This window comes from Planococcus beijingensis (assembly GCF_016820615.1).
GTDB lineage: Bacteria > Bacillota > Bacilli > Bacillales_A > Planococcaceae > Planococcus > Planococcus notacanthi.
Map to the genome: position 1 here is coordinate 106,773 of NZ_JADHDZ010000007.1, position 17,547 is coordinate 124,319.

Here is a 17,547-nt window from a genome sequence, read left to right on the forward strand (position 1 = left end):
ATGAAAGTGTATAAGAATCATCAGCATAGAACGGGCGCCTCTGCTTTTCTTTGTCCAGACTCCGGCAGCCAGCTCTTCGGGGTATAAGCCGCTCTGGCTGTGCGACTGAAAACACGCCGCTTCGCCAGATCGTCTTACAACCGGCAGAGCTAAACGGCCGCCTCCGCTTTTCCTTGTCTAGACTCCGGCAGCCAGCTCTTCGGGGTATAAGCCGCTCTGGCTGTGCGACTGAAAACACGCCGCTTCGCCAGATCGTCTTACAACCGGCAGAGCTAAACGGCCGCCTCCGCTTTTCCTATTCCCATTCAGAGGCCAACATCCCATACACCACATGGTCAACATAGTGGTCGTACAGCCATTCGGCTTGTCGGATGGTGCCTTCTTCGGTATAGCCGAGGCGTTCAGGAATTCTGCGGCTTTTGTGGTTGTCGACTGCTGCACGGATCTCGACTTTATTCAACTGGAGATCTTTCAGTGCATAATCGGTCAAGGCTTTGGCGACGCGGGTCATGATGCCATTTCCTTGGTATTCATGGCCCAGCCAGTAGCCGATGTAGGCTGTCTTGTTGGTATGGTTGATGTTGTTGAAACCTGCGATTCCGACGATTTCTCCTTTGTAGAGAATCACTGCGCCAAGGCTTTTTCCTTCAACAAAGTTGCTGCTGCCGGACTTGATGAAGTCTTGGGTATCCTGCAATTTAGTGGTGAAATCGAGCCACGGCAGCCACTCTTTCAAATAGTCCCGCGAGGCATCGGTTAGTTCGAAAATCCGTTCGGCATCCCGCATTTCCTGAAGTTTGAGGGACAGGTCTTCGTCAATTTTATGTATGAACATGGCGGTTCCTCCTTTTTCTATGTAGACCATCGTAGCATAACTATCAGAATTTTCCATCCGTAAGTTTTTGCGCAGGAAAAACCTAAATTGTAGATTTGTGCTCTTATTCACATGGTGAAACGTGTAAAATGAATATAGAGCAAAGCGTGATTTTATTTCAGGGAGGAGCGTGAAGAGTATGGAAACTGTCGCCCCCGGAATTCCGTTATACTTGTGGATGTTGCTGTTCCTGATGTTTCTGGTGATGGCGTTTATCGGATTGGTCATCTACACGAGCCGCAAAGGAATGCCTCGCGATATTTTGCCGCCACAGAATAAACAATCAAAGCTGTTGGCAGAACAGTATGCTAATGGAGAAATCAACGAAGAAGAATATCGGAAACGCATGAAAGAGTTTGAGAAACAATCGAATAGACAATAACGTCCGTTACAGAAAGGAAGTTGGAGACCATGGGAGAGTTTTTCACACCGGGCAACCCGGCACTTGGCGTAACCATTGCTGTTGGATTTATCGTTCTGTTAGCCGGAATCGGAACATTGCTTTGGCTGACGTTGCTTAAAGCACGCAAAAAATCAGCCAGTACAGAGCCAAGCGGACCGAACCGAGCGGTTGATGCGCTGCATCAGAGCTATATCAATGGCGAAATCACCAAGGAAGAATACAATGAACAGCTGCGTGATTTAAAAGGGCCGCCAAAAAACTGATTGTGCAGTTTTTGTGGAGTTTCTCGGTTTCCGTTTAATTAGCAAGTGAAAGGGAAATCAAAAAGAGAAGCAACAAAATCTGAAACTGGAGGTTTTATTGATGGCACATGAACAACATGCAGAACTGATTAAAACCTTGCACGATTGCGCAGCAGCGTGCAACCACTGTTTTGACGCGTGCTTACAGGAAGACGATGTGAAGATGATGGCGCAATGCATTCGCTTGGACCGGGAATGTGCAGATATTTGTGCGTATTTGGAACACGCCATTACCCGCAACTCTCCATTCGTTGCTGAGTTGGCACAAGCTTGCGCAGCCATTTGTGAAGCATGCGGCGATGAATGTGCGAAACACGATCATGACCACTGCCAAAAATGTGCGGAAGCCTGCAAGAAATGTGCAGAAGCTTGCCGCAGCGTAGCTTAATCTTTTACTGAAAGCTCGGCTGCTGAGAGATTCCCGGCAGCCGGGCTTTTATGATGGCAGGAATAGGGGTTTTTCGACATAATGGAACCAAAGGAGTGGATTCGGATGGCTCGAACAGTATTGGTGATAGGCGCCGGCATCGGTGGATTAACAGCGGGTTCGTTGCTCGCAAAAGCGGGATGGCCGGTGACGCTGCTCGAAGCTTCTTCGGAACTCGGCGGCTGTGCAGGGAAATTCAAGCGCCATAAGTATTTATTTCCTGCCGGTGCCACGCTTGGCATGGGCCTTGAACCGGGAGGCATTCACGAGCGGGTCTTCCGGTTTCTCGGCAAACCGATGGCCATCGAACCGCTTGAGCAAGTCATGGAGATGATCCATCCAGAAGCAACGTTTATGTTCCAAAAAGACCGCACGCACCATGTGGAAGGCGTCGTGGCACACTTTCCTCAAAGCAGCGGGCAGATTCGTGCGTTCTACAAGGAAATCTACCAGACTGCGGCCATTGTCCGCACCTTGATGGACCCACTCCCCGCCCTGCCTCCTTCAACGGCGACCGAATGGACATTTCTGGCAAAATCCATACGCCCAAAACACGTCAAGCTTTTGCCTTTCTTTAATCAAACTCTAGGCCAGCGGCTGAAAAAGCATGGACTTGGTGACTTGCAGGAATTTCGCCATATGCTCGACGGCCTGCTGATCGACAGCATGCAGACCGGCAGCGAAGATGTGGCGTATTTATTGGCGGCAGTAGCGCTTGATATTTACCATGAAGGGGCCTATTATGTGCCCGGCGGCTTATACCGTTTTTCCGAATTGATGGGCGACAGCCTGAAAGACAATGGCGGTGTCCTGAAAAAGCGGCGGACACTGGAGAAGTTGGAACGGAAAGGCAACTTGTGGATGGCAACCGATCATCGCGGCAATGTCTATGAAGCAACGGATGTCATCTTGAATGTGCCGATCCAGCAATTGCCGAAGATTTTGGCGCCGGAGCTGGTTTCTAAACTGAAAGTTTCGTTGCGCGACGGCATTGCCGGCGAGACGTGGGCGACCCTGACGCTGTATCTGGCGGTCGATTCGGCCAAGCTGAAAGAACCGCTGCCCGCTTTCCGCCAGATTTCAACAGGTGAAGGGCTGGCAGAAGGCGGCCATTTTTTCATGTCCTCTTCTGTTTCCGGCGACGAATTGCGTGCGCCTGAAGGTTTTCAGACCGTGACGATTTCTACGCATTCGCGGACAGACGAGTGGATTGGCAAAGAAAAATACGAAGAGACGCGTGCGGTTTTAACAGAGCGCATGCTCCAGGCCATCCAAGATGCCATCCCTGAATTCCGGGAAGCCATCGTCCATATGGAAAGCGGCGCGCCTAAAGCGTGGGAACGTTTTGCAGGACGTCCGAATGGCTTCGTCGGGGGCTTCCCGCAAACTTTGGATGCGGCATTGTTCAATTCCATTTCGCATCATTCCGGTTTGCCCAACCTGTATGTCTGCGGCGATCATATTTTCCCTGGCGGCGGAACCATAGGCGCGGCCGCCAGCGGGATTCATGCAGCACGGTCGGTATCGGGTGAACGATTGGTGTAAGGCAGTTGAAGCACGAACCAGCCCAAAGGCACAATGAAAACCGCTGTCGAGAGTTTCTCAACAGCGGTTTTCTAATTGATCCATTTATAACCGATGCCCCATACTGTCTGGAAATGGTCGTCGATTGGAAAGCCGGCCTGACGAATTTTCTCTCGAACATTTCGGACATGTGAATCCACTGTGCGGCCTTCCGTTTCCGAGTCGAAGCCCCACACCAATTCGAGCAAGCGGTCCCGCTCGAATACTTTATTCGGGTTTTTCATCAACAGGCCGAGCATGGAAAACTCTTTAGGTGTCAGGCGGATCGGCTGGTGGTTAAAGCTCAACTCGAAACCCTCTTCTTCCCAGACCAAGCCGTCCAATTCAATGCGCTTTGGCGGGGCGCTGCGGCGCAGCAGAGCTTCCATCCGCGCCAGCAATTCCTCTTCCCCAAAAGGCTTCGTCATGTAATCGTCCGCTCCAAGCCGAAGCCCTTTAACGATGTCTTCTTGCTGCTCACGGGCAGTCAGCATGATGATCGGCACATTGGAGAATTTGCGGATTTCGCGGCACACTTCCCAACCGTCCATATCCGGCATCATGATATCCAGCAGCACCAAATCGAAGGCTTCTTTATTCAACAGCTCGAGTGCCTGTTTGCCGCTGTCTGCTTTGACGCAACGGTAATCATATGGCCGCAAATACAGCGCCACCAGATCGAGCATCCGTTTTTCGTCATCGACCAATAATACTTTATGAATGATTTCCACCCCTTTTCAGCCGGATCGTAACAGCGGTCTCTTTGTTCAATTGGCTATCAATGCGGATTCTGCCGCCATGCGACTCAACGATTTCTTTGGCGATTGCCAAACCCAGCCCCGATCCTCCACGTTCACGTGACCGTGATTTTTCTACGCGGTACAACCGGTCAAAGACAAAGGGCAGCTCTTCCTGGGGAATTCCCTGGCCTTGGTCACTGACTCGAATGGCGATGCCATCCCCTTCTTCACAGCATTCCACATCTACATGGCCACCCGCACTTGAATGTTTGCGGGCGTTGTCGAGAATGTTCAACAACACCTGTTGAATGCGTTCAGAATCAATAAAGGCCTGGATATCTTCCCCGCAATTGACGGACAATGAAATTTGCTGTTCGTCAAAAGCTGGTTTAACCAACAGCGCCACCGACTTCAACAATGCTGCAATCGAAACGTCGTTCTGCTCGATGGCGAATTGATTGCGGTCCAGCTTTGCCAAGTCGAATAGATTTCCGACCAGCACCGTTAAATGAGCGGCTTCTTCACGGATGATGCCCATGTATTCTTCGCGTTCCCGCTCTGTCGTGTCCGGACGGTCCAGAATATCTGCATAGCCCTTGATATAAGTCAGTGGTGTCCGCAATTCATGTGAAATGCTCGACAGGAATTCATTGCGGGCATTTTTCAGGTGATCGAGGTCCGTCGACAATTTGGTGATGGCGTTCGCCAATTCCCCGAGCTCATCATTTCGTTCATTTGTCAGATCCACCCGGTTGTTGCCCTGGCTCAATTGCTCCGTCGCTTCTTTCATGCGGATCAGCGGCAGCGTGATCAACCGCGACAGCAGCAGGATGGTGATGATGGTCAAGACCACTGTAATCATGCCAATCCACAGAAATTGGTTTTTCAGATGGCCAATGATGCGCTCGATGTTGGTGGTTGGCGCAAACATAAAGACATGCCCTTCATGGCGGCCGTCTATCGTAATGGGACTGTCCGTCGCGATATAGCGCTTGTCCTGCCAGTCTTCCTCGATGATGGCTCCGTCGACAGGCACCTCTTCGAAATCGGTATGCTCGAGCACTTCCACCATTTCCGATTCCAACGCATCGGAATTGACTAGAATTTCACCCGAAGCATCGGTAATGACGACAATAAAATCAGAGGCCGATTCCATAATGCCGACATGGGTTAACGTCATCTCTTCAAAACTATCCTCCAGCACATCGCTGTGTGTCTCACCGCGCGCCAATAAATTCTCCATCACTTCGTCAACGCGTTCATTGACCAATGTGAAATAAAGCGTTGAAAATAAAAGCGCTTCGATGATTAAAATAAAAACAAAAAACAACAAGCCGATTTTCAAGGATAATTTATTGAACATGTGGACCTCCGCCAATCAAGGAAATTTCTGTTATTCTTCAACTTGTCCAGCATTCAGGATCTGCTTCCAGGCACCTCCGCCATCTTCAGAAATAAAAGCATGCCCCGCAGCTGTGTAAAAGGCTATTTCATCAGTGTCCGACGGGTTTTGAGCAATATAGAGGATGCCATCTTCCGGCATATCCGGCAGTTCAAACGCCTGTTCTTCATCCTTTTCCCAAGTATACTGGATGAGCTCCGCTTGTGTGCCATATGTTGCATAATACAACGTTTCCTCATTGAAGAAAACCGCGGTTCCGTAGATTCCATCTTCCGTCAGCCGGGTAAAGCTTTCCCCACCGTCTTTCGACAGGAAGATCCCTTCAGTGGTCGCAGCGGCAATCAATTGCGAATCGCTCGGATGCATCGCAAAAGAAGAAACCTCGCCTTCAAGCCCTGTTCCGCTTACCTGTTGCCAGTTCTCTCCTTCGTCTTCACTGCGGAAATACCCTGGTCCCATCTGTGAATTTTCCTGCGGATTCATAACAAACAAGTGGTGGCTGCGGTAGCCGGCCGCCATGCCATGAAAATCAGTTTCGCCTTCAAAACCCATGTGATTGAGCGACCGGCCGCCGTCCTTGCTGCGCTGGATACCGATCGGATTTTGCATCATCGATCCGGGACCCGGGTGGCCTGATGTATAAAAGCCGTCATCCACTGCATTAAAGCCCATGTAATCATGGAGATGGTCACTGGTTTCCAGCCATTTTCCGTCCCTGTAAATCTTCAACCCGTGATGCGAGGCAAAATAAAGGCCCTCTTCATTTTCAATATAACCCATACCGTGGACATGATCCATGCGGCCATCAAAAGCTACTTCAAAATCCTCCGTGGTTTCGGCTGTTTCATTCGTCTCCGTCTCGCTGTTGGTTGTCGTCTCCGGGTTTGACTCTTCCGGTTCTTCGGCTTCTCCACATCCTGCAAGCAACAGGCCTGCCAGTAAAGGAGCTGCAAACCATTTTCTGTTCATTCCGCTCATTCCTTTCGTCTTCCCATCTGGATTCATTGTACAAGAAAAGTTTTGATTTTTTGTGCAGATTCTGCACAGCATTTGCATATTTTTTGGGTACAGTGTAAAGACCAAACACATGAAAGAGGGATTCACATGAAGAAAAACAACTTTCTCCTGATGACGATGGCCACTTTGACAGCTGTCACATTGGCGGCCTGCAATGAACCGGCGGAAAACGCAGTGAACCCGGCAGATCCCGACAACCAAATCGAGATGAATGAAGAAATGGACGAAGAGATGGGGCACGGCGGAATGGATCATTCCAGTTCCGGTGAAGTGCCGGAAGGACTGGCCGAAGCTGAGAATCCGACATTTCCTGTTGGCAGCCAAGCTATCATAAGTGCGGATCATATGCCTGGAATGGACGGCGCTCAAGCGACCATCTCCGGTGCATACGACACGACCGTCTACGCGTTGAGTTTCACACCGACGTCAGGCGGCGAACCGGTCGAAAACCATAAATGGGTGATTCATGAAGAACTGAAGAATCCCGGAGACGCCCCCCTTTCTCCAGGTGATGAAGCGGTGATTGCCGCCGATCATATGGAAGGCATGGACGGCGCCACGGCCACGATCGATTCGGCAGAAACAACCACCGTCTACATGGTCGACTTTAAAACAACTGACACCGATGAAGACGTCACAAACCATAAATGGGTCACTGAAAGCGAATTATCCGCTGAATAAAGCCAGCATCCTCTGCATTTTTCGCGGAGGATGCTTTTTTCATTGATGAACGAGCATTTATTCCACTGAACCAGATTTCCGCCTGGAAGAAGCATGGATCCCCCGCTTTCCACATATGGTATTATTACAAAAAGCACATCTGTATGAAGGAGCTTTTCACCATGATCCGATTTCACAAAGCTGATATTCAAAAGCGGCCTTTTCAGCCGAAAGATACCATAAATTTAAAAATGAAGATGATCGGATTGATCGCTCTGCTGATTTTGTCGATCGTTTTGGTCATTGGCATTTTCCTCAATCACTTCATCACCGATACGCTGGAAGCTCAGATGGGGGAACAGGCCCTGAGCGTAGCCGAAAGTGTGGCGCTCAATCCCGATATTGCGGAGGCTTTTAAAACGCAAGATCCCGCGGCGATTATTCAGCCGCTTGTTTCCCCAGTTCAGCAGTCAACCGCGGCTGAATTTATCGTGGTCGGAAACAGGGACGAAATCCGCTACTCGCACCCCAATCCTGAACAGATCGGCAAAAAGATGGTCGGCGAAGACAATGAACGAGCACTGAACAATGGTGAATCCTACGTTTCTGAGGCTACTGGAACGCTTGGCAATTCACTGCGCGCGAAAGTGCCGATTTACTCAGGAGATGACATTATCGGTGTCGTGTCCGTTGGGTTTCTCGCTAAAGACATCCAGACGCTGATCGGCGACTATAACCATGAGTTATGGCTGATGCTGTTGATCATTGGGCTAGTTGGGATTATTGTTGCGGTTGCCATCGCCACCTACATTAAACGGAAACTGCATGGCCTGGAACCTGAGGAAATCTCGCGCCTGCTGTTTCAGAAAGAGACCATCCTGCAGTCGACACACGAAGGCATCATCGCCGTGGACGATGCCGGAAGGATTACCTTGCTCAATCAGATGGCCCAGCAATTGTTGTTCGGCAACGAACGGGATGGGGACAAACTCATTGGCCAGCCCATTCGGCAAGTCCTCCCCACTTCCGATTTGCCGGATATTCTGAAAACCCGGACGAGCCATTTTGATCAGGAAGAGGTCTATGGCAGCTATGCGGTCTACGTCAACTCAGGCCCGATTTATTATGAAGATACGCTGGTCGGCGCCGTTTCCACTTTCCGCAATAAAACCGAAATCGACCGGCTGACAAAAGAGCTGTCACATATCAAGCAATACGCCAATGCGCTGCGTGCACAAACCCATGAGTTTTCCAATAAGCTCTACACCATTTCAGGGCTGGTCCATTTGAATAAAAAGCAGGAAGTCCTTGATTTTATTCGGATGGAAAATGACATTCAGCAGGAATGGATCCAGCAAGTCATCGACAAAGTTAACGATCCATTGATCAGTGGCATTCTGATCGGCAAGCTCAATCAAGCAAGCGAACAGCAGGTCCAACTCACGATTGACCCGGATAGCCGGCTGCAGACACCTTTGTCGGAACAGCAAAGCCGTGCATTGCTGACCGCCATCGGCAATCTGATCGACAATGCACTTGACGCAGTGAAGGAATGTTCGCCGGACAGAAAGCAAATCACCCTCTATTTCACGGATGTCGGAGATGATATCTTATTGGAAATCGATGATTCGGGACCGGGAATTCCGGATGGGCAAGAGCAACAATTATTCGACAAGGGCTTTTCATCGAAAACCGGTCCAGACCGCGGCTATGGGCTAAATACTACGAGACAGCTTATTGCCGGTGCCGGCGGTGAATTGCATGCAGAGGAAAGTGAACTCGGCGGAGCCTGCTTTGTCGTTTCATTACCGAAAAAGGAGAATGCGTTATGAGACAGATGCTTCATGTACTGATTATTGAAGACGATTTCCGCGTTGCCGAAATCAATCGCCAGCTTGTGGAGCAGGTCGCTGGCTACCAAGTCGATGGCGTCGCCAAAACAGGCGATGAAGCGATGGCGTTCCTGCAAAGTTGCGGACAGCTGCCGGATTTGATTTTACTGGACGTTTTTATTCCTGACCGCAAGGGGCTGGAACTCCTTCAGGAAATCCGGCACAGTTTCCACGCTGTTGACGTGATGATGCTGTCGGCTGCCAAAGATACGGCCACAATTGAAGAAGCGCTGCGCTGCGGCATTTTCGATTACCTCGTCAAGCCAGTGGATTTTTCCCGTTTTGAACAAGCATTATTGCGCTTCGGCGAACAAAAAGCATTGCTTGCTTCCCGGCAAGAACTGGAACAGACGGACATCGACAGGCTGATTGGCATCGAACCTATTGCCGTTCTTTCCGAGACGGCTGATGGGCATTTGCCTAAAGGCATTGACCAGCTGACCTTGGTCGGCGTCATCGAAATTCTGCAATCCTCCGCCCCGGAAGGCCTCAACGCCATGGAGACTGGAAAAGCGGTGGGCGTCAGCCGTTCCACTGCCCGGCGTTACTTGGAACATCTCGTTTCCATCGGCGAAGCAAAAGCACAATTGAATTACGGAGAAATCGGCAGGCCCGAAAGACGTTATATTCCGTGGACAAAATGATCAAAACCACCTTAATGCTCTTTAGTTTGCTTAATTGAATAATCTTATTTTTCAAATCCCTCTGTGCTAAGTTAAGAACAATAACTTAGAAGCAGAGGGATTTTACACAAAATGCGATTTTGTATGCGTTTACAATTCCTCCTTCATTTTAGTCTTTTATCTACAGGGAGGAATTCTTATGTTAAGTCTTATTGGATTATTGACCATCGTTGTCATTGTCGGATTGTTGATCAGCAATAAAATCACACCGATCGTCGCGCTTGTTCTTGTGCCGATTGTCGCTGCTTTTGTAGCGGGCTTCAGCTTTGCTGAAATCGGCGATTTCTTCAACAGCGGCATTGAATCGGTGATGAGCGTTGTCATCATGTTCATCTTCGCGATTCTGTTTTTCGGCATCATGCAGGATGTCGGCTTGTTCGACCCGCTGATCAATAAAATGATTGCGGTATCACGTGGAAATGTCATTGCAGTGGCAGTCGGAACTGTGCTGATTGCAGCAGTCGCACAACTTGATGGATCAGGCGCTTCGACATTCCTGATCACCATCCCTGCTTTATTGCCATTGTATAAACGCTTGAAAATGAACCCTTACTTGTTGCTGCTATTGGTCGGTACTTCCGCCAGTATCATGAACATGCTGCCTTGGGGCGGCCCACTTGGCCGTACGGCAGCTGTGCTGGGCGTTGATGTTACCGAATTATGGCGTCCGTTGATTAAAGTCCAGGTGATTGGGTTGGTGTTGTTGATTGGATTGGCTGTTTTATTGGCCATCCGTGAAAAGCGCTTGATTGCCAAACGCGGAGATTTTAACGAAGAACTTTATGAAGAAGCACAGCCCCTTGTTAAAGGTGCGCAAGATGAAGCTTCATTGAAAGCCGCATCTCTTCGCCGTCCGAAATTGCTTTGGGTCAATACCCTTTTGGCCATTGCCGTCATCGGCATTTTGGTTTGGGGCATCATCCCTGCCGGCTTCGCCTTTATGATTGGTGTCAGCTTGGCTTTGCCATTGAACTACCCGAACATGAAAGACCAGATGGACCGAATCAAAGACCATGCACCAAACGCATTGTTGATGGCCGCCATCATTTTAGCAGCCGGTTCGTTCCTTGGTATTTTGAACGGCACCTTGATGCTGGATTCAATCGCCAATGATCTGGTGAAAATCCTGCCCGCCTTCGTCATTCCGTATCTTCACATCATCATCGGATTTTTCGGTGTACCTTTTGATTTATTGCTTAGTACTGATGCTTATTACTTCGCTTTATTCCCGATTGTGGAACAAGTGGTTACTGAATTCGGCGTATCATCGTTGTCGGCTGCCTATGCCATGATCATCGGCAATATCATCGGCACATTCGTCAGCCCGTTTTCTCCAGCTCTTTGGCTGGCTCTTGGATTGGCCGGACTCGAAATGGGGCGCCATATCCGTTATTCGCTTCCAATCATGTGGGGATTCAGTATCGTCTTGCTTGGAATTTCGATTTTGATTGGCGTTGTGTAAGGAAATAGTTTAAGAGCCAGCCACAGTGGACCTGTGGCTGGCTTTTTGATGTGGATTTCTTTGGTTGTTTGCGGAATATGGGCATATACGCACGCTTAACGACTTTTACGTACGCTCAAACAGATTTACGACGCCCAGCGACTTTTACGCACGCTCAAGCAGATTTACGCACGTTCAGCCCTAATCGCACAAAAAAAAGCACGGCAGAAAATCTCTGCCGTGCACTAAAAACGATCAGGAAAGCAATGGAATCCGTTCGTGGTATTTCTTGATCATTTGCGTGTTATGTTCGTCCGCTCCGTCGATATTGCCGCTCCGGAAAATGGGCGGTTCAAAGCCCGCATCAGCCATTTTCTTGATGGCTTCCGCGAAAATGCCGTTCAGTATGGTCGCTCCGACGACAGTGGAAGTCGGGCCGAATGGAACGTCGACACCTTCGTATGACAGGATCGCATCCCCTGCCACGGAATGATTGTCGATGACCAGGTCTACTGCATTAAAGAGGTGTTGGCCTGTTGTGTGGCGCGAGGGCTGGTTACCGGAATACTCCAGTGACGTCAGGCCGATGACGAATGCCCCTTTTTCACGCGCCGCAAATGCAACATCCACCGGCACAGGGTTGCGGCCGGAAGTCGAGATGATAAAGACTATATCGCCTGCGCGGAAGTCCTGTTCTTTCAGGAATCCTGCCGCATACTCGCTTTGCCGCTCAAGCTGCGACGATTGGACCGCGCCTTCGTGCAGCATCAACGGTTCCACAAAAATCGGCTTGATCGGCACCAAACCGCCGGCGCGGTAAAACACTTCCTCCGCCAGAATATGCGAATGCCCGCAGCCGAACAATTGGATGATGCCGCCGGACTGGATGGCAGATGCCGCTTTCCCGGCTGCTTCAAGCATCGCCTTTGCTTCATTTTTCTCGACAAGCTCCAGACGTTCCTGTACTTGTTTGAAATAACTGCTTAACATCCGATCAGCTCCAGTCTAGCTGCTTACGCTTGTCCAAGTCCTTCAGCCACGATCAATTCGTCGACTTTGGCCATCAACGATTCTTCGTCGCTGCCGTCAGCTGTGATAGTGATGCTGTTGCCTTTGGAAACGCCAAGTGACATGACGCCCATGATGGATTTCAGGTTTACTTCTCTTTCCTTATAAACCATTTTGACGTCTGAAGAAAACGGGGATACCGCTCCTACCAATTTTGATGCCGGGCGTGCATGAAGACCTTCGTCGCTTGTGATGGTATAGCTTTTTTCAATCATGTCCATTTCTCCTCTTTTGTTATCTTTGTATGTCGGTCGTAAATTTGTAGCGGTCGGCACGATAGGTGCTGCGGACCACTTCGAATGGCATTTCACCGGCGAGATAGCTGATGCGTTCAATCATCAGGATGGCTGCCGGCGGTTTGATTTGCAGCAGATCAGCATCTTCTTTTTTCACCAAGCCCGCTTCCATCCGCTGAGTGGCGCGGCTGATGGTCAGTTGCTGGTCTTTCTCGATCATAGCATACAGCGAACCTTTGAACGAATCCTGGTGCAGGTCCGGAAACTGTTTGACCGGCAAATAGGTGCGTTCGATAGCCATTGGCTTGTCGTCGGCAAAGCGAATGCGTTCGACGAAATAGACCTCTTCCCCTTGTGCCAATTGCAGAGCGGCCGAAATGTCGGATTCCGGCTCCAGAATCTCAAAGTTAATCATCTTGCTGCTCGGGACCATGCCGCGCGCCATCATATCCTCCGTGAAGCTCGTCAAACCATTCAGCGGCTGCTCGACTTTCGGTGATGCCACAAATGTGCCACGCCCTTTTTCACGGTACAATAAGCCGTCATTGACGAGATTGGTGATGGCCTGGCGCACCGTCATGCGGCTGACGTCAAAACGTTCAGTCAGTTCACGTTCAGAAGGAATCGTGGTGCCAATCGGGAAATCCCCTTGCTGGATCTGCTGTTTCAACTGTTCTTCTATTTGAATGTAAATGGGAATCGGCGATTGTTTGTCCAGCACAGCGATCACTCCTCTTCAGCCTTCACTAGCCCGTATGCCTCCCGGTCTACAATCAGTGTAACATCACTGTGCTTCCATAAAAATGAAGCCGGAAAATCTTTGCTGACGTGCCCTTCCAGAAAACGTTTGACTGCCTGTGCTTTCTTTTTGCCCGAAGCCAACAGGAGAACTTTTTCACTTTTTAAGATCGACTCGATGCCCATTGTAATGGCGTGCGTCGGCACTTCATCGCGGTCGCTGAAAAATCGCGCATTGCTGTTGCGCGTCGACTGTTCAAGCTTGACGCAATGAGTCCGGCTCGTTTCCGGCGTGCCTGGCTCATTAAAACCAATATGGCCGTTTGTCCCCATGCCAAGAATCTGCAGATGAGGCGGACCGAGTTCATCAATCAATGCTTCGTAACGGCGGCATTCTTCTTCGACCGGCAACGCTTTGCCGTTTGGAACGTAGGTATTTTTCAGCTGAATATCGATGGATTGAAACAATTTGTCATTCATAAAATGGCGATAACTGTTTGGGTGTTCACCAGACAGGCCACGGTATTCATCTAAATTGAACGTTTGGACATCCCGGTAGGAAATGCCGCGTTCCCGAACGCCTTCAATCAGCTTTTCATAAAGGCCGAGCGGAGTCGACCCAGTTGCAAGCCCCAGCACCGAACGGGGATTGTCTCGGATCTGCTGTTCCACCAATTGCGCCGCCTTGCTGCTCATCTCTTCGTAGTTTTCGACTCGTATCAGTTTCATCACAGTCACTCCTTCGTATAAGCGATTGTTCCTCGGCAAATGGTCAATTGGACAGTGAAGCTGCCGTCAAGAATCGCCACATCGGCGTCTGTCCCTTCCTGCAAGCTGCCTTTATTCGAAAGGCCGAGTTCTTTTGCTGCATTGGCGGAAGTCATTGAAACCAGTTCGTTCAAACTGCAGCCGGTGATCGATTGGACGTTTCGGATGGCGGCATCCATTGTCAGGATGCTGCCCGCCAATGTGCCGTCGGCAAGCCGCGCGTCTTTCCAGGTAACTTGCACGTCCTGCCCACCCAAATCGTAAACGCCTGGCGCTAAGCCCTTTGCACGCATTGCATCGGTGATGAGGATCAGCCGTTCTGCCCCTTTTTGGCGGAAAGCCAGTTCAACAGAAGTCGGATGGCTGTGAATAAAATCAGCGATTACTTCTACCGTCAGGCCTTTTTCTGTCAAAGAAGCGCCTACGACACCGGGATTGCGGTGATGGAATGGGCTCATCTGGTTATAGAGATGGGTGACATGGCTCGCGCCTGCACGGACAGCCGCCTGCACTTCCTCAAGCGTTCCATCCGAATGGCCGATCGACGCAATCACACCGTCCTCTGCCAGGTTTTTGATGAATGCCAATCCGTTTGTTGTTTCCGGAGCAAGCGTCACCAGCCGGATTTGGTTCCCGCTGAGCTTCTGCCATTTTTGGAATAGCGGATAGGAAGGTTCCGCAATGTATTCAATCGGCTGTGCCCCTGCCCGCTTATCGGAAATGAACGGCCCTTCCAAGTGGACGCCCAGCATTTCAGCCTGGCCATCCTCCATCTGGAAATCCCGAATATTTTTCAATGCAGCTGAAATGGCTTCATCTGATTGGGTCATTGTTGTCGCCAGAAAACTCGTCGTTCCTTCTTTCGGCAACACGCCAGCCAATCCCTTTACTGCTTCAGGTGTGGCATCCATGGCGTCGTGCCCTGCCGCACCGTGAATGTGGACGTCAATAAACCCGGGAAACGCTGTCCAGTTTTTGCCGGTTGCATCAATATGAACATCGGCCTGTGCTTCAATTTTTTCTGCGACACGGCTGATTTTTCCGCCTTCCAGCAGGATGTCTCCCACGTAACTTTCTTTTGCAGCATCCGCTATGGCGATGCCGGAAATCAATATGCTTTTCTTCATCTCAACCACTCCTTGCGAAAAACCAGGAAAATCACTGTGGATGTCCCTGGTTTTTCTGCTAGTATTATTCGACTTTCAGGATGGAAGCTGTTCCGTGCTCCTGGAAGCCCTCTTTCATGACAGTGACTTGTTGTTCAGTTAAGTTTGTGAAAATAATCGGTGTTGCGATTGAAGGCGCATTGGCTTTCAGGAATTCCAGATCAAGCTTCAACATCGCGTCTCCGCGCTGCACGAGCTGCCCTTGCTCCACCAAAGTCTCAAAGCCTTCGCCTTTCAAGTTGACCGTATCCAGTCCTACATGGATCAGGATTTCAATGCCGGTATCCGTTTCAATGCCGATGGCGTGTTTGGTCGGGAAAACACTGACCACACGTCCGTCAACCGGTGAATAGAGCGTATCTCCAGTTGGCAGGATGGCAAGCCCTGGCCCCATCATGCCTTTTGCAAACACTTCATCCGGCACTTGTGACAACGGAATCAGTTCGCCTGTAATCGGCATTTCAAAATCTTCTGCGACAATCGCTTTCATTGCCGGCTCTTCAGCGGTTGTTTCTTCAATCACTTCCGCTTCTGATCCAGCTGCAGGAGCCGGGTTGCCATTGGCCAGGCGCGGCTTCATGGCATCTGCCAGGAATTCAACTGCTGTGCCGATGACAACCTGGACATTGGTTTTATTGACTTTCATGACACCCATTGCACCGTGGCGCTTAAGGTCTTTTTCGTTTACACGATCTGAATCTTTAACAGTCATGCGCAGGCGCGTCGTGCAATAATCAACGGCGACAATATTGTCTGTCCCGCCAAGCGCTTCAATTGTGTGGTAAGCTCTGGCATCAACGGCTTTATTGCCAGTGCCTGCATTTTCTGCACCTTCTTCATCTTCGTCTTCACGGCCGGGTGTTTTCAGGTCCAACTTAACGATCAGGAAGTAGAAGATGACAAAATAAATGGCTCCGACAACCAAGCCCATTACCAATAAGAGCAGCGGATTCTGAGCAAGTCCATAATTCAGCACATAGTCAATCGCTCCAGCTGAAAAGCCGAAACCGTGGTGGATGTCCAACGCATAGGCGACCATCATCGAGACGCCTGTCAATAAAGCATGGACTACATACAAAATAGGCGATAGGAACATGAATGAGAACTCAATCGGTTCTGTGATTCCTGTCAAAAACGATGTAAAGGCGATACTGAAGAGCATGCCGCCAACAATGGCTTTGCGCTCTTTTTTAGCTGCCGCATACATCGCAAGACAGGCAGCCGGCAAACCGAACATCATGATCGGGAAGAAACCGGACAGGAATGGCCCTGCTGTTGGATCCCCTTTCAAGAAGCGGTTGATTTCCCCGCGGACCACTTCTCCAGAAGCATCCGTAAAAGTACCGAAATCAAACCAAACAATGGTGTTGATGACATGGTGCAATCCAGTCGGCAACAACAGGCGGTTCAAGAAACCGTATGCCCCGACACCGAACATGCCGGCATTTAAAATCCACTCACCTGCACTGTCGATGCCGTCTTGGATCGGTGGCCATGCATAACCGAGCACGCCAGCCAGAATCGTCATGGTTGCTGCAGTGATGATCGGCACAAAGCGCCTGCCGCCAAAGAAGGCAAGCCATTGCGGAAACTTCACATTATAGAATTTATTATACAAAAGACCTCCGACAATACCGGACAAAATACCGGCGAAAACGCCCATATTGATCGACTCGTTAATTGTCACAATCGCCGAAGTCAAAACGAGGTAAGCGATGGCACCGGCCAAAGCCGCTCCACCATTGCCATCATGAGCAAGGCCCATCGCAATCCCGATGGCAAAAATGATTGCCAGGTTGTCGATGATCCCTGCACCGGCTGCCGACATGAACGGAATGCCGAGCATATCATCCTGCCCAAAACGCAACAGCAACGCGGCCGCCGGCAGTGTAGCGATTGGGAACATCAATGATTTCCCTATTTTCTGCAGAAAACTGAACATAGAATTTCCTCCCTTTTATGTATTCTTAATTTTCACTATATCCATTATCGGTATAGTTGTCTATACCAATTTCAGTGATTATTAAAATAAAGTAAGCGGTTACTTCTGGAGGATTTTTTATCCCACTGATTGAAGTTTCTCTTTATTAATTTATTTCCTACTCTTCTTTTCCTATTCATCTGAGTAAAATTTGCCATCAAAAAACCGGACAACAGAAAATCTGCT

18 protein-coding genes are annotated in these 17,547 nt (G+C 49.8%); 8 read left to right on the plus strand and 10 right to left on the minus strand.

The features are described 5' to 3' along the window. Positions 1–295: 295 nt before the first annotated feature. Positions 296–835 (minus strand): GNAT family N-acetyltransferase, encoded by a 540-nt coding sequence (locus IRE19_RS15700; protein WP_203341118.1) that lies wholly within the window; start codon positions 833–835, stop codon positions 296–298. Between the two features lie 178 nt (positions 836–1,013). Between IRE19_RS15700 and IRE19_RS15705 the strand changes: the two genes are divergently transcribed. From IRE19_RS15705 to IRE19_RS15720, 4 genes are all read left to right on the plus strand, one after another. Continuing rightward, positions 1,014–1,256 carry an SHOCT domain-containing protein gene (locus IRE19_RS15705; RefSeq protein ID WP_203341119.1) on the plus strand — a complete coding sequence of 81 codons (243 nt, stop codon included), beginning with the start codon at positions 1,014–1,016 and terminating at the stop codon, positions 1,254–1,256. Positions 1,257–1,285: 29 nt separating this feature from the next. Continuing rightward, complete coding sequence (locus tag IRE19_RS15710) at positions 1,286–1,540, plus strand: SHOCT domain-containing protein (protein ID WP_191716378.1); 255 nt, start codon at positions 1,286–1,288, stop codon at positions 1,538–1,540. Positions 1,541–1,640: 100 nt separating this feature from the next. Further along, positions 1,641–1,967 (plus strand): four-helix bundle copper-binding protein, encoded by a 327-nt coding sequence (locus IRE19_RS15715; RefSeq protein ID WP_191716379.1) that lies wholly within the window; start codon positions 1,641–1,643, stop codon positions 1,965–1,967. A 105-nt stretch (positions 1,968–2,072) separates the two neighbouring features. Next, complete coding sequence (locus IRE19_RS15720) at positions 2,073–3,551, plus strand: phytoene desaturase family protein (RefSeq protein WP_203341120.1); 1,479 nt, start codon at positions 2,073–2,075, stop codon at positions 3,549–3,551. 71 nt (positions 3,552–3,622) lie between these two features. Here IRE19_RS15720 and IRE19_RS15725 read toward each other — a convergent pair whose 3' ends face one another. The 3 genes from IRE19_RS15725 to IRE19_RS15735 are packed head-to-tail and all read right to left on the minus strand — an operon-like array spanning position 3,623 to position 6,680. Further along, positions 3,623–4,291: a response regulator transcription factor gene (locus IRE19_RS15725; RefSeq protein ID WP_203341172.1), complete on the minus strand. Its 669-nt coding sequence runs from the start codon at positions 4,289–4,291 to the stop codon at positions 3,623–3,625. Continuing rightward, a complete protein-coding gene (locus IRE19_RS15730) occupies positions 4,284–5,672 on the minus strand; it encodes a sensor histidine kinase (protein ID WP_203341121.1) in 1,389 nt (462 codons plus the stop codon). The genes IRE19_RS15725 and IRE19_RS15730 overlap by 8 nt, the downstream gene beginning before the upstream one ends. Before the next feature lie 30 nt (positions 5,673–5,702). Further along, positions 5,703–6,680: a F510_1955 family glycosylhydrolase gene (locus IRE19_RS15735; RefSeq protein WP_203341122.1), complete on the minus strand. Its 978-nt coding sequence runs from the start codon at positions 6,678–6,680 to the stop codon at positions 5,703–5,705. Between the two features lie 135 nt (positions 6,681–6,815). Between IRE19_RS15735 and IRE19_RS15740 the strand changes: the two genes are divergently transcribed. From IRE19_RS15740 to IRE19_RS15755, 4 genes are all read left to right on the plus strand, one after another. After that, a complete protein-coding gene (locus IRE19_RS15740; RefSeq protein WP_203341123.1) occupies positions 6,816–7,409 on the plus strand; it encodes a YdhK family protein in 594 nt (197 codons plus the stop codon). A gap of 161 nt (positions 7,410–7,570) precedes the next feature. Next, positions 7,571–9,220: an ATP-binding protein gene (locus IRE19_RS15745; protein WP_238943262.1), complete on the plus strand. Its 1,650-nt coding sequence runs from the start codon at positions 7,571–7,573 to the stop codon at positions 9,218–9,220. Further along, positions 9,217–9,924: a response regulator gene (locus IRE19_RS15750; RefSeq protein WP_191716385.1), complete on the plus strand. Its 708-nt coding sequence runs from the start codon at positions 9,217–9,219 to the stop codon at positions 9,922–9,924. Before IRE19_RS15745 ends, IRE19_RS15750 begins: the two co-directional genes overlap by 4 nt. Positions 9,925–10,102: 178 nt before the next feature. Further along, the gene (locus IRE19_RS15755; RefSeq protein WP_203341125.1) at positions 10,103–11,425 is read left to right on the plus strand and encodes a CitMHS family transporter; all 1,323 of its coding nucleotides are present in this window, start codon (positions 10,103–10,105) and stop codon (positions 11,423–11,425) included. Between the two features lie 234 nt (positions 11,426–11,659). Here the strand turns inward: IRE19_RS15755 and IRE19_RS15760 are convergent, their stop codons facing one another. The 6 genes from IRE19_RS15760 to nagE all read right to left on the minus strand — a co-directional run bounded on the left by IRE19_RS15760 (position 11,660) and on the right by nagE (position 17,322). Next, positions 11,660–12,394 carry an SIS domain-containing protein gene (locus IRE19_RS15760; protein WP_203341126.1) on the minus strand — a complete coding sequence of 245 codons (735 nt, stop codon included), beginning with the start codon at positions 12,392–12,394 and terminating at the stop codon, positions 11,660–11,662. 23 nt (positions 12,395–12,417) lie between these two features. Then, a complete protein-coding gene (locus IRE19_RS15765) occupies positions 12,418–12,687 on the minus strand; it encodes a phosphocarrier protein HPr (RefSeq protein ID WP_191716388.1) in 270 nt (89 codons plus the stop codon). A gap of 19 nt (positions 12,688–12,706) precedes the next feature. Further along, positions 12,707–13,429, minus strand: a complete 723-nt coding sequence (locus IRE19_RS15770; RefSeq protein ID WP_203341127.1) for a GntR family transcriptional regulator — start codon at positions 13,427–13,429, stop codon at positions 12,707–12,709. Positions 13,430–13,434: 5 nt separating this feature from the next. After that, positions 13,435–14,175, minus strand: coding sequence for a glucosamine-6-phosphate deaminase (gene nagB, locus IRE19_RS15775; protein WP_203341128.1), 741 nt, complete (start codon positions 14,173–14,175; stop codon positions 13,435–13,437). A 5-nt stretch (positions 14,176–14,180) separates the two neighbouring features. Beyond that, positions 14,181–15,341, minus strand: coding sequence for an N-acetylglucosamine-6-phosphate deacetylase (gene nagA, locus IRE19_RS15780; RefSeq protein ID WP_203341129.1), 1,161 nt, complete (start codon positions 15,339–15,341; stop codon positions 14,181–14,183). A gap of 64 nt (positions 15,342–15,405) precedes the next feature. Then, positions 15,406–17,322 carry an N-acetylglucosamine-specific PTS transporter subunit IIBC gene (gene nagE, locus IRE19_RS15785; protein WP_203341130.1) on the minus strand — a complete coding sequence of 639 codons (1,917 nt, stop codon included), beginning with the start codon at positions 17,320–17,322 and terminating at the stop codon, positions 15,406–15,408. Between the last annotated feature and the right edge of the window lie 225 nt (positions 17,323–17,547).